Here is a 14,046-nt window from a genome sequence, read left to right as displayed (position 1 = left end):
CACGCGGTGCTCATCCGGTGGCCGCCAACAAGGGCGTTCGCCCACCCAGCGCTGCGGAGAAGAGGTCCGACACCTGGGCCAAGGGCTCGGCCGCGCTCGGGGCGAGGGTCAGCGCGCCGTCGTCGCCGGCGGTGATGTCCTTGTCGAGCGTGAACCAGCCGGGGACGATGTGCGCGGCGCCCATGGAGCTCAGCACGGGGCGCAGGGCGTAGTCGATGGCCAGGACGTGGGCGATGCTGCCCCCGGTGGCCAGCGGGAGGACGGTCTTGCCGGCCAGCGCGTACTGCGGGAGCAGGTCGAGCAGCGCCTTGAGCAGCCCGGAGTAGGCGGCCTTGTAGACGGGCGTGCCGATCACGACACCGTCCGCCCGGTCGAACAGGGCGGTGGCCTCGACGATCGCGGGGTGCCGGAAATCGGCACCGAGCAGCGCGTCGGCGGGGAGGGTGCGGACGTCGAGCGCGATCACCTCGTGCCCCTGCGCGATGAGCCGTTCGTCCAGGTGGCGCAGCAGCCGTGCGGTGCGGGAGGTGGCGGAGGGACTTCCGGAGACGGAGAGGACGGTGGCCATGGTGGGTGAACCTTTCGCGGGTACCGGGTGGGTGGGCGGTTCGCCCGGTGACGAGGTGACGGCCGGGGTCGGGCTCGTCGAGGCCGTCGGGCTCGTCGAGGTCGTGGCGCTCGTCGAGGTCGTCGGGCTCGTCGGGCTCGTCGGGCGAGGAGGTCACGCCTTCCGTGGTGGGGAGGAGTGGCCCCGGCGGTGCCGCTGCGCGGGGCAGGCGGACTTCACGACGCCGCCCGCCGCTCGCCGCGTGGGTCGTCGGGGTGGGCGAGGCCGAGCTGGTGCCGCAGGGTCGGGCCCTCGTACTCCGCGCGGAAGACGCCCCGTTCCTGGAGGAGGGGGACCACCTTGTCCGCGAAGACGTCGAGGCCGCCCGGTGTGATGTGGGGGACGAGGATGAAGCCGTCGGAAGCGTCGGCCTGCACGAAGTGGTTGATGTTCCTGGCGACGGTCTCCGGGGAGCCCACGAAGTTCTGGCGGTTGCCGGTGTTGATGACGAGATCGCGGATGGACCAGTTGTTGGCCGCGGCGAGCGCGCGCCATTCCCGGGCCGTGGCCAGCGGGTCGCGGTACATCCGTACCTGGGCACGGCCCTCGGCGATGTGGTGGTCGCCGACGTCCGGGTCGATGTCGGGAAGCGGCCCCTCGGGGTCGTACGACGACAGGTCCCGGTTCCAGACGAACTCCAGGTGCCTGAGGGCGGTGGCACCGCTGACCTGCCGGCGGCGCACCTCCTGTGCCAGTTCCTCCGCCTCCGCGTCGGTGTCGCCGAGCACGAAGGTGGCGGCGGGCAGGACGAGGAGCTCCTCGGGGCGGCGGCCGTACGTGGCGAGGCGGTGCTTGACGTCGGCGTAGAACGCCTGGCCCGCCTCCAGGGTGGCGTGCCTGCTGAAGATCGCGTCGGCGCCCGCCGCGGCGAACTCACGGCCCTCGTCGGAGTCTCCCGCCTGGAAGATCACCGGGCGCCCCTGTGGGGAGCGCGGGACGTTGAACCGGCCGTGGATGTCGAAGTGCTGCCCCGTGTGGACGAAGGAGCCGACCTTCGCATCCCGCAGGAAGGTACCGGTGACCTGGTCGGCGACGATCTCGTCGCCGTGCCAGGAGTCGAGGAGTTCGTTCGCCGTGGCGAGGAACTCCTCGGCACGGCTGTAGCGCTCCTCCTGCGGGAGGAAGCCGCCGCGACGGAAGTTCTCGCCGGTGAAGGCGTCCCAGGAGGTGACCACGTTCCAGGCTGCGCGGCCGCCGGAGAGGTGGTCGAGGCTGGCGAACTGACGGGCGACCTCATAGGGCTCGTTGAACGTGGAGTTGATGGTGCCGGTCAGCCCGAGGCGCTCGGTGACGGCGGCGAGCGCGGCCAGGACGGTGAAGGTGTCGGGGCGGCCGACGACGTCCAGGTCGTAGATCTTTCCGCCCTGTTCGCGCAGTCTGAGCCCCTCGGCCAGGAACAGGAAGTCGAACTTGGCACGTTCGGCGGTCTGCGCGAAGTGCACGAACGAACCGAAGTCGATATGACTGCCGGCCTCCGGGTCGCTCCACACGGTGGTGTTGTTGACGCCCGGGAAGTGGGCGGCCAGGTGGATCCGCTTCAGCGGCTTGCTCATGACGTGGTGTCCTTCCGGCTCAGGCGGCGTAGCGGTTGGCGGGCCGGACCAGTCCCAGCAGCCCGCGCAGGGTGTCGGTCTCGTAGGCGAGGCGGAAGGCTCCCCTGCGCTGGAGTTCGGGAACCAGGCTCCGGGTGATCGCCGGGAGGTCGTGCCCCAGGACGGCGGGACGCAGCCGGTAGCCGGTGAGACCGGCCGACCGCCACTCAAGGAGCAGATCGGCGAGTGCGGCGGGCGTGCCGGTGAAGACGCGGGCGTCACTCGTGTACGACTCGCCCGCGAGGGCGTCGAGCCGCTCACGTCGGGCCGCCGCGGTACCGGGGTCGTCGTCGAGGAAGACCACGAGATCGGCGAAGACGTGCAGCGGCTGTCCGGCCCGGCCGGCCGCTTCCTGCTCGGCACGGATCTCCGCGACGATCGCGCGGGCCTGCCCGATGTCGTGGGGGGTGACGTAGCCGACGTCGGCCTGCCGGGCGACCAGCCGGTACGGAACGGTCCGGTGGGCGAGGGCGGTGACGACGGGCTGGCCCTGGGGCGGGCGTGGGGTGATGGACGGGCCTCTGACGCTGAAGTACCGCCCCTCGAAGTCGATGTGGTGCAGCTTGTCGCGGTCGACGAACCGACCGGTGGCCACGTCCCGGATCTCCGCGTCGTCCTCCCAGCTGTCCCAGAGGCGACGTACGACCTCGACGTAGTCGGCGGCCTCGTCGAAGAGGTCGGTCGTCACCTCTCGCGCGGCCGGGCTGTCGTAGGCGTCGATGCGGGGGATCGTGCGGCGGCCGAAGTGCGCGGCCTCGTTCGGGCGCGCGGTGATCTGCGCGCGCAGACCGGCCCGGCCGTTGCTGACGTGGTCGAGCGTGGCGATCGCCTTGGAGAGGTGGAAGGGCTCCGTGTGGGTGACGACCGCGGTCGGGACCAGGCCGATGTGCCGGGTGAGGGGCGCGACCCGGGCCGCTGTCTGGACGGCGTCCAGGCGGCCCCGGACCTGGTCGGTGCGGTCGTCCGGTTCGAGGAAGTGGGAGGACTGCGGGCCGAGACCGTCCTCGATGGTCACGAAGTCGAGCAGCCCGCGCTCGGCCTCGGTGACCAGGTCGGCCCAGTAGCGGGCGGTGAAGAGCTCCCGGGGGCGGGCGGTGGGCTCCCGCCAGGAGGCCGGGTGCCAGCCGGTGCCGTCCAGGGCGACGGCGAGGTGCAGCGGGGTGGACAGGGCTGAGGACACGAGTGGGTACCTTCCTGGCAGAGGGCGAGTGCGCGGGAACGGTCGGCGGCCGGACGACCGCCGACGGGGCTACGTGGTGGTTCTCGGCAGGCCGGGCGGGTTGATCTCCGAGTTCGTGACGGCCTCGTCGGCCAGGCCCCAGCGCTCGAGCACCTTGGCGTACGTTCCGTTGTCGATGATGTGGTCGAGCGCGTCGGCGAGCGGCTCGACCAGGCCACTGCCGTTCTTGGTAGTGGTCGCGATCAGTCCCTGGAGGGTGGCGCCGGCGCCGGAGTAGGTGCCGACGACCTCGATCTCCCCGGTGGTCGCCGCGTGGTAGGCGGCCGTCGGGTTGGGGCCGAGGTAGAGGTCGATGCGGCCGGACCGGAGGGCGAGGTAGACGTCGCTGTCGTTCTGGTAGTACTTGATGTCCACCGGCTCGCGGCCGGCCTTCTCGTTCTCCTCGCTCCACTCGATCAGCAGCTTCTCCTGGTTGGTGCCGCTGCCCACGGCGACCGTCCTGCCCGCCACGCTCTCGGGCCCGGTGACCCTCAGGCCGCTGTCCTTCTTCGCCTCGAAGCCCAGGTTGTCCTCGCGGTAGGTGGCGAAGTCGTACTTCTCCTTGCGCTCCTCGGTGACCGTGATGTTGCTGAAGCCGACGTCGTACTTGGCGCCGTCCAGGCCGACGAAGACGTTCTCCCAGGAGACCGTGTTGACGTGCGGTTCGAGGCCGAGCACGTCGGCGACCAGGTACGCCATGTCGGACTCGACGCCGATGACCGTCTTGTTGTCGGTGGCGTAGAAAGTCAGCGGTGCCGCGGAGCCGGACGAGGAGACGAGTTCCAGGGTGCCTCTCTCGCGGATCTTCTCCGGGACCTCGGCGGCTACGGAGTCGACCTTGCCGGTGGTGACGCGGTGCTGCTGCGGACTCAGGTTGATCTTCGCATGGGCGCCCTCGGTGGCCGCGGCCTCGATGATGCCGCCGTCGGAGGGGTTGCCGCAGGCGGCGAGGACGAGGGCGGAGACGAGTCCGAGCGCGGCAACGGCGGTACGGCGGGGATTCGAAGGGGACACGGTCGTGCTCCTCGCGCGGCGGAAAGGGGTGAAGTGCGGTCAGAGGACTTTGGAGAGGAACGCGCGGGTGCGCTCGTGCTGCGGGGCGTCGAGTACGGCTGCCGGCGGGCCCTGCTCCACGACGACGCCGCCGTCCATGAACACCACGGTGTCGGCGACCTCGCGGGCGAAGCCGATCTCGTGGGTGACGACGATCATGGTGGTTCCGGTACGGGCCAGATCCTTGATGACGTCGAGGACTTCGCCGACGAGTTCCGGGTCCAGTGCCGAGGTGGGCTCGTCGAAGAGCAGCACCTTCGGTTCGAGGGCGAGTGCACGGGCGATGGCCACGCGCTGCTGCTGGCCGCCGGAGAGCTGCCGCGGATAGGCGTCGGCCTTGTCGGCGAGGCCGACTCGCTCCAGCAGGCGACGGGCGGTCTCCGCCGCCTCCTTGCGCGGGCGTCGCAGGGCGGAGACGGGGGCCTCGACGAGGTTGTCCAGCACGGTCAGGTGCGGGAAGAGGTTGAAGTTCTGGAACACGAACCCGATGTGGGTGCGCTGCTTCAGGACCTCCTTCTCCTTCAGTTCGTACAGCTTGCCGCCGGAGCGGCGGTAGCCGATGAGCTCGCAGTCGATGCTGATCCAGCCGCGGTCGACCTTCTCCAGATGGTTGATGGTGCGCAGCAGTGTGGACTTCCCGGAGCCGGACGGGCCGAGGACGACGGTGACCTCGCCGGCGCGGACCTGGAGGTCGGCACCGCGGAGCACCTGCAGCGGTCCGAAGCTCTTGTGGACGTCGTGGACGTCCACCATCACATCGCTCATCGGCTGTCTCCCGAGTGCTTGAGGGGTATGACGGGCTGGTCGGGCCGCGCTGCCGCCGTGCGCAGGTCGCGGACGAAGCGCCGGGCGCGCTGGAACGGCGTGGGTGGCGGGGTGCGGTTGGTTCCCCGGGCGAAGTGCCGCTCCACGTAGTACTGGGCGACCGACAACAGCGAGGTCAGTACGACGTACCAGGCGGTGGCGACGAGCAGCAGCGGGATCACCCGGCCGTTGCGGCCGTAGATGACCTGTACCTGGTAGAAGAGTTCACCGATGGCCATCACGTGGACCACCGAAGTGCCCTTGAGCAGGCCGATGATCTCGTTGCCGGCGGTGGGCAGGATGGCGCGCATGGCCTGGGGCAGCACGATCCGGCGGATCTGCCGCAGCCGGGGGATGCCCAGGGCTGCGGCTGCCTCCGACTGCCCGTGGTCGACGGAGACGACTCCGCCGCGCACGATCTCGGCGGCGTAGGCGGCCTGGTGCAGCGTCAGTCCGATGACGGCGGCGCCGATGGTGCCGGTGAGGCTGTTGCTGGGGCCGCCGGGCGGTACGGCCGGGGCCGGCGGCGTGGTGCCGGTGACGAGGTTCATGGTCGAGGTCCCTGCTTGCTCACGGGTGTTCGGGCGGGTTGACCCGCGACGCCTCGATCGCGGAGGCGGAGGTGCCCCACTTCTCGAGGATCCGGGCGTACGTACCGTCCTTGATCAGCTCGTTGACCGCGGCCTGGAACGCCTCGGTGAGCGGAGAGCCCTTCTTGAAGGTGAAGCCGACGTCGAGGCGGTGGAACTCGCCGAGGAACGTGGTGTGGGCGGCGGGCTGTGACGCTTGGTACCGCAGGCCGTTGATGGTCGACATGATCACGTCGATCCGGCCCTGTTGGAGCGCGGTGACGGTCGCGCCGTTCTCCGAGTAGACCTTCACGTCGTAGGGCTTCTTGCCGGCCTTCTCGCACACCCCCTTGTTCGCGTCCAGTGTCGCCTCGAAGGTGGTCCCGGCGCCGATGCCCACCGTGCGTCCGCACAACTGGACGAGGTCCGTGACCTTCTTGCCGAAGGACGTGTCGCCCTCCTTCACCGCGAAGCCCTGGCCGTCGTTGATGTAGGTGACGAAGTCGAGGGTCTTCAGGCGCTCGGTGGTGACTCCGAAGTTGCCGGTGCCGAAGTCGTACTTGCCGCTGCGCAGGGCGGGCAGGATCGTCTCGAAGGAGGCGTCCTGGCGTTCCAGTTCGACGCCGAGGACCCTGGCGACGGCGTCGGCGATGTCGATGTCCTGGCCCTCGGGCCGCTTGTCCGACCCGTTCGGGTAGTACGCCGCGGGCGGAGTGGCGACGGAGCTGCCGACCCGGAGTGTGCCCGACTTCCTCACGTCGGCGGGGAGCAGGGCGGCGATGGAGTCCACCTTGCGTACGTCGGCGACCGGGTCGTCGGTGGGCGCGGGAGAGTTCTGCGCGCCGGCCGCGGCGATGTGGTCGGGGTCGCCGGAGCCGCACGCGGTCAGGAGCAGCAGGGGCGCGAGGGCGGCAGCGGCCAGGGCGGGACGCAGGCTGCCCCGGAGGGCGGGTGGCTTCACTGGACGGTGGCCTTTCCGGTGTCGGGTGCGACAGTGAGGTGCTTCTCGAAGGGCAGGGGGCCGATGGCTTCCGGATCGGCCTCCGGGTCGAACAGCGGTGTGTAGCCGGCGGCGAGGTACAGGCCGAGGGCCTCGGGCTGGCGTGGACCCGTGGTCAGGTAGATCCGCCGGTAGCCGCGCATGCCCGCTTCGTGCTCCAGTTCGGCGACGACCCGGCGCGCCAGGCCGCGACGCCGGTGGCTGGAGTGGGTCCAGATCCGCTTCAGCTCGGCCGTCTTCACGTCGTACCGGCGGAAGGCACCGCCCGCGACCGGCTCGCCGCCCGCCAGGAGCAGGAGCAGCAACCCGCCGTGCGGGGCGGTGAACTCCTCGTCCGGGTAGCGTGCGAGTTCGGTACGGGCGTCGCCGCCGTACCGGGCGGAGTACTCGTGGCCGAGTTCGCGCAGCAGCGGTGCCACACGCGGGTCGGAGACGGGCACGTGGACGACCGAGAGGTCGAGGAGCGAAGCTCGGGCGACGGAACTCACTCGCCCACCGCCGCCGGGCAGGCGGCAACGGAACGGGGCCTGGTTCCGGAGCCGTTGTGGGTGGCGGCGATGCCGAGGAACACCACGGGCATGGCAAGGGCCTTTCGTGATGAAGTCACCTGCGGGCACGGCGGAGGAGCCCGCCGTGTGCGGGGACGAGGGTCGTCAGGACGACGGGTGACTACAGGTGTGACGACGCCGGTACGTCGGGAGAGGCAGTGCCGCGGCAGCTCACGCAGGGACGGATTCCGGCCCGCAACGGGTCACCGAGGGAGGGAAAGGGCCGGTCCTGCGGCCTGCTGCCGAGTCAGGCGCGACACGCGGCGGACCACACCCGACCGAAGTCGATGTGGTCGCGCGAGACCAAGCGTTCCTGGGCAGCCATGCCCTTCATTCAGCCGTGCGGACGGCCCGGCGTCAAGCGCGGACCGCATGCCGTCCCGCACCTTGGGACCGCGTGACGGCAGCGTGTACGGGCCATTGCAACTTCACGGCGGCCATTGACCGTTCGCGCTCTTCGACGGCTAATCTCGGCGGCGGATCAGCCACCCGCCGTGCGCGGTGGCAGCTCCGGCCGCGTTGAGGGACGCGACATGTGTGACGACGCGCATGCCCGTACTCATCCTCCCGCTGGAGCTCTTCTCGATGGTCACGTCTTCCGATGTCACGTCCGCTCCCGCTCCAAAATCCTGGAGAGGAAACGAGCCGCACGAGACCGACGCGCCACGGATCGTGCCGCGCCGGAACGTCGGCCGGCTGCTGTCGGCCGCCGTGGCGCTGCTGCTCTTCGCCATGGCGGTCGATTCCGTCATCCGCAACAGCGCCTTCCAGTGGAACGTGGTGGGCCAGTACCTCACCACGAGTGCCGTGCTCAACGGGCTGCTGCTGACGCTCTGGCTCACCGCGGCGGTGACGGCACTCGGCTTCCTGCTCGGCATCCCGCTGGCGGTGATGCGCCTGTCCGCGAACCCGGTGCTGCGCACGCTGAGCTGGGGTTTCGTCTGGATCTTCAGGTCCACTCCGCTGCTCGTGCAGTTGCTGTTCTGGTTCAACATCGGAGCCCTCTACCCCACTCTCGGACTCGGCCTCCCGTTCGGTCCCGAGTTCGTGACCGTCAAGACGGTGAACCTGCTGGGTCCCACCCTCACCGCCGTGATCGGCCTCACCCTGCACGAGGCCGCGTATGCCGCCGAAGTGGTGCGCGGCGGCATCCTGTCGGTGGACGCGGGCCAGACGGAGGCCGCCCAGGCCCTGGGCCTCGGCAGGCGGCGCACGCTGCGCCGGATCGTCGTACCGCAAGCGATGCGCTCGATCGTGCCGACGGCCGGGAACATGCTGATCGGCACGCTCAAGGGAACGAGCATCGTCAGTGTGCTGGCCGTGCACGACCTGCTGTTCTCGGTACAACTGATATACAACCGCACGTACCAGGTCATACCTCTGCTGCTGGTCGCCACGCTCTGGTACATCGCGGTGACGACCGTGCTCAGCGTCGGCCAGTACTACGTCGAGCGGTACTACGCGCGCGGTGCCGCCCGCGCCCTGCCTCCCACCCCACTGCAACGGCTCCGTGCCGGCCTGACCCTCTCGCGTACCCGGCTGAACCGGGCGACCGCCCCGAACGCCCGCTTCACCCTGGGCGGTGGCCGGTGAGCGCCACGCCCTTTGAGGCCGTCCTCGTCATCGTGGGCGCGGGACCACGCGCCACCGGACTGCTGGAGCGCATCGCCGCCAACGCTCCCGAGCTGTGGGACGACGGCAGGAAACTGACCATCCATCTCGTGGATCCGCACCCGCCGGGACCTGGCCGGATCTGGCGGGACGGGCAGTCGCCGCTGCTGCGCATGAACTCCATGGCCGAGGACGTCACCATGTTCACCGACGAGACGTCCACCATCGAGGGGCCCGTGCGACCGGGTCCGTCCTTGGCCGAGTGGGCCGCTTCGGTCTCCGAAGGAACGGAGGCGCCGCGCCACGCGCCGCCGGACGTGCTCGCCGAACTGCGCACCCTCGCCGCCACGGACTTCCCCACCCGCCGGGCTCAGAGCGCCTACCTGGACTGGGTGTTCCGCCGAGTGCTGACCGAGCTGCCCGCTTCGGTCACGGTGGAGTGGCACCGCGCCACGGCGACCGCCGTCTCCGACGCCCCGGACGGACGTCAGCACGTGCGCCTGTCCGGCCGCACCGCCCCGCTCAGTGCCGACCGGGTGGTTCTGGCCCAGGGTCATCTGGGCTCGGCCCCCACCGTCGAACACCGCAGCCGCGCCGCCTTCGCCCGCCGCCACGGCCGCTTCCACCTGCCACCGAGCTTCTTGGACGACGCCGACCTGTCCGCGCTGCGGCCGGGTGAGCACGTCGCCCTGCGCGGGTTCGGGCTCGCCTTCATCGACCTGATGGTGCTGCTCACCGAGGGCCGCGGCGGCGCTTACCGCACCGCGTCCGACGGCACGTTGACCTATCTCCCCTCCGGCCGGGAGCCGGTTCTCCACGTCGGCTCGCGACGCGGGGTGCCCTACCACTCCAAGACCCGGTACCGCCTCCTGGGCCCCCGGCCCCCGCTGCCCCGCTACTTCGGCCCCGGGGCCGTCGACGCGCTGGTCTCCGAGGGCCGGCCGCTGGACCTGCGCCGCGACGTGTGGCCACTGATGGCCAAGGAGATCGGCTTCGGCCACTACCACGAACTGTTCCACGCCCACCCCGATCGCACGGCACTGTCCTGGCCTGAGTTCCTCACCGCCTACGACCGCTTCGGCTGGTACTCCGACGAGATGACGGCTCTCACCACCAGGGCCGTGCGGGACCCGGCGGACCGCCTGGACTTCGAGGCCCTGGACCATCCGCTGAGAGGGCTGGCCTTCGCGACGCCCGAGGCCTTTCGGAGCCACATGCGCGACCACATCGCACGGGACGTCGCCCGCCGCGAGGACGCGACCCACAGTGCGGACCTGGGCGCCTTCCTCGCGCTGCTCTCGGTCTACGGGCAGTTGCCCCCGCTGGTCACCGCCGGACGGCTGACGGCCCGCTCCGTCGCCGACGATCTCGACGGCTGGTGGCAGGGCTTCTTCAGCTTCCTCGCCTCCGGCCCGCCGGGTTTCCGGCTGCGCCGGCTCCTGGCCCTCTCCGAGGCCGGGCTCGTTCACTTCCTCGGCGCGGACCTCCGCGTCGGCACGGACGAGACCACCGGAACCTTCACCGCCACCAGCCCCACGGTGCCCGGCCACACGGTGCACGCCACGGCGCTGATCGAGGCGTACCTGCCGGGCCCGAACCTCGACCGCACGCGGGATCCCCTGCTGCGGCACCTGTACCGCCGCGGCACGCTCACGGAGGAGGTCGTCTCCGATCACACGCACACGCACCGCTCGGGCAGGCTCAGGGTCACCCCGGCGGACGGCCGCGTCATCGACGCGGGACTGAACGGTCCCCACCCCCGCCTCGTCGCGCTCGGCGCACCGACCGACAGCCGCGCCCAGGCCGCGTTCGCCCGGCCCCGCACCAACGCCCCCGCCTTTCGGCACAACGACGAGGTGGCCCGCACCCTGCTGCGCTCCCTGAGCACCGTTCCGCCCGGCAGGCCCGAGTGCCACGAGGGCAGCCCCGTCGGCCTTCAGGCGCGTGTCGGGGGTTGACGCGCGTCGGGATCGCCGAGCCCGAGGGCCACGACCGGAGGGAGATGAGCCGGGAGGGGCCGTTCCCGCTGTCCTCGCGTCCGGCTCGCGGGCCCGCAGGGCGCTCGGGGCAGCGCACCTCAGCCCCGTCGAGTGCGCCGGTCCCCGAACGGGCCCCAGAAACCATGAAGAGGCCGTTTCAGATCTCCTCTGAAACGGCCTCTGATCCGCGACTCCGAAAAGTCGGGACGACAGGATTTGAACCTGCGACCCCTTGACCCCCAGTCAAGTGCGCTACCAAGCTGCGCCACGTCCCGTTGCGCGTCCACGCCTCCGTGTGATCGCGCTGGTCAAGCCTACCTCATCCCACGGGACGGGCGCGCCGCCCTGCGCGGTCCCGGGCGGATCGGCGAAGGCGGGCCCTTCAGGAGACCGAGGGGTCGTCCACCGGGCCCACCTGCGCGAACCGTCCCGATGATCACATCGCGAGACGGCGTTGCGTCGGGCCGTCCACCGGGCGTTACCTCGCACGGTGCGAACCGAACGACCCGAACACCTCAGCAACGACGCCGACGGCGACCGCTCCGCGCGGCGCGCCGTGACCGTCTTCCCCGTCCTCGTCCTCCTGGCCGGCGCCCTCGGTCTGCTGTTCCCCGGCGGTTTCACCGGGTGGAGCGAGTCGGTGCCGTACCTGCTGGGTGTCGTGATGTTCTGCATGGGCATCACCATGACCCCGGAGGACTTCCGGGGGGTCGTCAAGCGTCCCTGGGCGGTGGCCCTCGGCCTCGTCGCGCACTACGTCATCATGCCGGGGCTCGGCTGGGCCGTCGCCCACCTGCTGGACCTCCCGCCGCAGCTCGCGGCCGGTGTGATCCTCGTCGGCTGCGCCCCCAGCGGCACGGCGTCCAACGTGGTGACGTACCTGGCGCGGGGCGACGTCGCCCTGTCGGTCTCCGTCGCCACCGTATCGACGCTGGTCGCTCCTCTGGTCACCCCGCCGCTGACGCTGCTGCTGGCGGGTGAGTACCTGCCGGTGGACGCCGGTTCCATGGTCGCCGACATCCTCAAGACGGTGCTGCTGCCGGTTCTCGCGGGGCTGGCCGTGCGGCTGCTGGCGGGGCGTCACGTGGAGCGGGCGCTGCCGGCGCTGCCCTGGCTGTCCGCGGTGACGATCTCGGTGATCGTGGCGGTGGTGGTGGCGGGCAGCGCCGACGCCATCAAGTCGGCCGCGGCGATGGTGTTCCTCGCGGTGGTGCTGCACAACGGCCTCGGGCTCGCGCTGGGTTACGGCGCGGGCCGCCTCGGCCGCCTGGGCGAACCCGCGAGCCGCGCGATGGCCTTCGAGGTCGGCATGCAGAACTCCGGCCTCGCGGCTTCTTTGGCCACTGCCCATTTCAGCCCCCTGGCGGCCCTGCCGGCCGCGGTCTTCTCCGTCTGGCACAACGTCTCCGGCGCGGTGACGGCGGCGTGGCTGTCGCGCCGGGGGCGGTGAGGCGACCTGCGGTCGGCCGCTGAGGCGGCTAGCCCGCCGCACGCGGCTCCGGCAGGCCGTCGGGCGGCCCCGCCCGCCCCGAGGCCCGGGACGGAGCCGCCGGTGGCCTTCACGGTCCCTTGCGCGCAGACGGCCCGGGACCAGGCGGCGAAGCCGGGCCATGGGTCCGTGGGCGGGACCTGGGCCGGGGCCCGCCGTGCGATCGGCGGCCGGGGGGGCGCCGTTGCCGTTCCGGCTTTCGAGCCTGGACCCGAACGACGCGGGCCGGTCCCGGACTTTGTCCTGTCAAAAGGTTGACATGATGCCGACGCTCCGCAGAGGGTGGGCGGGACAGAGCAGGGACCGGTCCGAAGAGGGGCTCTCATGGTGGACGCACTCGGTGTCGCCGTCGTCGGTTTCGGCTGGATGGGCCGGGTGCACACCCAGGCGTACGCCCGGGTCCGCCACCACTATCCGCAGCTCGCCCTCCGTCCCGAGCTGGTGACGGTCGCCGAGGAGGTGCCGGGGCGGGCCGAGGAGGCCGCCGCGCAGTTCGGCTTCGCCTCGACGACCCGTGACTGGCGGGAGGTGGCCGCGGACCCCCGGGTCCGCGCGGTCAGCATCACCGCCCCGAACTTCCTGCACCGTGAGATCGCCGTCGCGATGGCCGAGGCGGGCAAGCACATCTGGATCGAGAAGCCGGTCGGCCTGTCCCTCGACGACGCGCGGGCCGTGGCCGACGCCGTCGCCAAGGCCGGCGTGCAGGGCGCCGTCGGCTTCAACTACCGCAACGCGCCCGCCGTGGAGGCCGCCCGCGAGCTGATCGCAGCCGGGGAGATCGGCACTGTCACCCATGTCCGCATCCGCCTCTTCAGCGACTACGCCGCCCACCCCGAGTCCGCGCTGACCTGGCGCTACGAGCGCGAGCGCGGCGGCAGCGGGGTGCTCGGCGACCTGGCCTCGCACGGCGCGGACCTGGCCCGGTTCCTGCTCGGCGACATCGCGTCCCTGACCGCCGACACGGCGATCTTCCTGCCGGAGCGGGCCCGCCCGACCGCGGCCACCGCCGGTCACGCGCGGGCCTCGGGCGGCGAGTCGGGCCCGGTCGAGAACGAGGACTACGTCAGCTGCCTGCTGCGCTTCGCCTCCGGTGCCCGCGGTGTCCTGGAGGCCTGCCGGGTCTCGGTCGGCGAGCAGAACAACTACGGCTTCGAGGTGCACGGCACCACCGGCGCGGTGTTCTGGGACTTCCGCCGCATGAACGAGCTGGGCGTCAGCCGCGGCTCGGCCTACCAGGACCAGCCCGTCAGCACGGTCTACGTCGGCCCCGCGCACGGCGAGTTCGCCGCCTTCCAGCCGGGGGCCGCCAACGCCATGGGCTACGACGACCTCAAGGTGGTGGAGGCCCACCGCTTCCTGCGCTCGATCGCCGAGGCGACCCCGTACGGCGCCACCCTCCCGGACGCCGTGCACAGCGCGGCCGTGCTGGACGCGATGGCGCGGTCGGCGGCGCGCGGCGCCTGGGTGGAGGTACGCCCCGAGGAGTGACGGTGGAGGTCCCGGCTGGACGCTGCCGGACCGCCCTCTCCCCGTTCTCCCTGCCCCGCCGGTCGGCACCGCTCCGCTCCTCCCCGC

General features: G+C 71.5%; 11 protein-coding genes, 1 tRNA gene and 1 pseudogene. 4 read left to right on the top strand and 9 right to left on the bottom strand.

The genetic code is table 11. The features are described 5' to 3' along the window. Nucleotides 1–10 precede the first annotated feature (10 nt). The 8 genes and pseudogenes from ssuE to ACLIN4_RS30790 all read right to left on the bottom strand — a co-directional run bounded on the left by ssuE (nucleotide 11) and on the right by ACLIN4_RS30790 (nucleotide 7,332). Entirely contained in the window at nucleotides 11–568 is a 558-nt protein-coding gene (ssuE, locus tag ACLIN4_RS30825) for an NADPH-dependent FMN reductase (RefSeq protein WP_100047107.1), read from the bottom strand. Nucleotides 569–783: 215 nt separating this feature from the next. Further along, the gene (locus ACLIN4_RS30820; protein ID WP_289909386.1) at nucleotides 784–2,160 is read right to left on the bottom strand and encodes an NtaA/DmoA family FMN-dependent monooxygenase; all 1,377 of its coding nucleotides are present in this window, start codon (nucleotides 2,158–2,160) and stop codon (nucleotides 784–786) included. Between the two features lie 19 nt (nucleotides 2,161–2,179). Further along, on the bottom strand, nucleotides 2,180–3,379 hold the full coding sequence (locus ACLIN4_RS30815; protein ID WP_381913481.1) for an LLM class flavin-dependent oxidoreductase: 1,200 nt from the start codon (nucleotides 3,377–3,379) through the stop codon (nucleotides 2,180–2,182). Nucleotides 3,380–3,448: 69 nt separating this feature from the next. Beyond that, the gene (locus tag ACLIN4_RS30810; protein WP_289909388.1) at nucleotides 3,449–4,432 is read right to left on the bottom strand and encodes an ABC transporter substrate-binding protein; all 984 of its coding nucleotides are present in this window, start codon (nucleotides 4,430–4,432) and stop codon (nucleotides 3,449–3,451) included. A 39-nt stretch (nucleotides 4,433–4,471) separates the two neighbouring features. Next, nucleotides 4,472–5,236 carry an amino acid ABC transporter ATP-binding protein gene (locus tag ACLIN4_RS30805; RefSeq protein WP_289909389.1) on the bottom strand — a complete coding sequence of 255 codons (765 nt, stop codon included), beginning with the start codon at nucleotides 5,234–5,236 and terminating at the stop codon, nucleotides 4,472–4,474. Next, nucleotides 5,233–5,769, bottom strand: a pseudogene (locus ACLIN4_RS30800) (amino acid ABC transporter permease); the annotation flags it as partial. The gene ACLIN4_RS30805 and the pseudogene ACLIN4_RS30800, both read right to left, overlap by 4 nt. A gap of 76 nt (nucleotides 5,770–5,845) precedes the next feature. Next, complete coding sequence (locus tag ACLIN4_RS30795) at nucleotides 5,846–6,805, bottom strand: ABC transporter substrate-binding protein (protein ID WP_373428975.1); 960 nt, start codon at nucleotides 6,803–6,805, stop codon at nucleotides 5,846–5,848. After that, nucleotides 6,802–7,332 (bottom strand): GNAT family N-acetyltransferase, encoded by a 531-nt coding sequence (locus ACLIN4_RS30790; protein WP_290014376.1) that lies wholly within the window; start codon nucleotides 7,330–7,332, stop codon nucleotides 6,802–6,804. Before ACLIN4_RS30790 ends, ACLIN4_RS30795 begins: the two co-directional genes overlap by 4 nt. A gap of 645 nt (nucleotides 7,333–7,977) precedes the next feature. On the opposite strand from ACLIN4_RS30790, the gene ACLIN4_RS30785 reads away from it, so the two are divergent. Both ACLIN4_RS30785 and ACLIN4_RS30780 read left to right on the top strand, forming a co-directional pair. Further along, nucleotides 7,978–8,985, top strand: a complete 1,008-nt coding sequence (locus ACLIN4_RS30785) for an amino acid ABC transporter permease (RefSeq protein ID WP_290014394.1) — start codon at nucleotides 7,978–7,980, stop codon at nucleotides 8,983–8,985. After that, nucleotides 8,982–10,961: an FAD/NAD(P)-binding protein gene (locus ACLIN4_RS30780; RefSeq protein ID WP_290014373.1), complete on the top strand. Its 1,980-nt coding sequence runs from the start codon at nucleotides 8,982–8,984 to the stop codon at nucleotides 10,959–10,961. Before ACLIN4_RS30785 ends, ACLIN4_RS30780 begins: the two co-directional genes overlap by 4 nt. A 222-nt stretch (nucleotides 10,962–11,183) precedes the next feature. Here the strand turns inward: ACLIN4_RS30780 and ACLIN4_RS30775 are convergent. Then, nucleotides 11,184–11,257 (bottom strand) — tRNA-Pro (locus ACLIN4_RS30775). Nucleotides 11,258–11,472: 215 nt separating this feature from the next. Between ACLIN4_RS30775 and ACLIN4_RS30770 the strand changes: the two genes are divergently transcribed. Together ACLIN4_RS30770 and ACLIN4_RS30765 are read left to right on the top strand one after the other, a co-directional pair. After that, nucleotides 11,473–12,432 (top strand): bile acid:sodium symporter family protein, encoded by a 960-nt coding sequence (locus ACLIN4_RS30770; protein ID WP_107477454.1) that lies wholly within the window; start codon nucleotides 11,473–11,475, stop codon nucleotides 12,430–12,432. Between the two features lie 363 nt (nucleotides 12,433–12,795). Beyond that, nucleotides 12,796–13,959, top strand: a complete 1,164-nt coding sequence (locus ACLIN4_RS30765; RefSeq protein WP_100047098.1) for a Gfo/Idh/MocA family protein — start codon at nucleotides 12,796–12,798, stop codon at nucleotides 13,957–13,959. The last annotated feature ends 87 nt before the right edge of the window (nucleotides 13,960–14,046 follow it).

Origin of the sequence: Streptomyces mutabilis, from assembly GCF_046628145.1 — a bacterium.
In the GTDB taxonomy this organism is placed as follows: domain Bacteria; phylum Actinomycetota; class Actinomycetes; order Streptomycetales; family Streptomycetaceae; genus Streptomyces; species Streptomyces mutabilis.
This window is presented reverse-complemented; position numbering and strand designations above follow the sequence as displayed.

What these genes read in the sequence shown, in the direction of transcription:
- ACLIN4_RS30785 (WP_290014394.1), top strand. Translation starts at nt 7,978, where the DNA reads ATGGTCACGTCTTCCGATGTCACGTCCGCTCCCGCTCCAAAATCCTGG.
- ACLIN4_RS30805 (WP_289909389.1), bottom strand. Translation starts at nt 5,236, where the DNA reads ATGAGCGATGTGATGGTGGACGTCCACGACGTCCACAAGAGCTTCGGA.
- ssuE (WP_100047107.1), bottom strand. Translation starts at nt 568, where the DNA reads ATGGCCACCGTCCTCTCCGTCTCCGGAAGTCCCTCCGCCACCTCCCGC.
- ACLIN4_RS30820 (WP_289909386.1), bottom strand. Translation starts at nt 2,160, where the DNA reads ATGAGCAAGCCGCTGAAGCGGATCCACCTGGCCGCCCACTTCCCGGGC.
- ACLIN4_RS30765 (WP_100047098.1), top strand. Translation starts at nt 12,796, where the DNA reads ATGGTGGACGCACTCGGTGTCGCCGTCGTCGGTTTCGGCTGGATGGGC.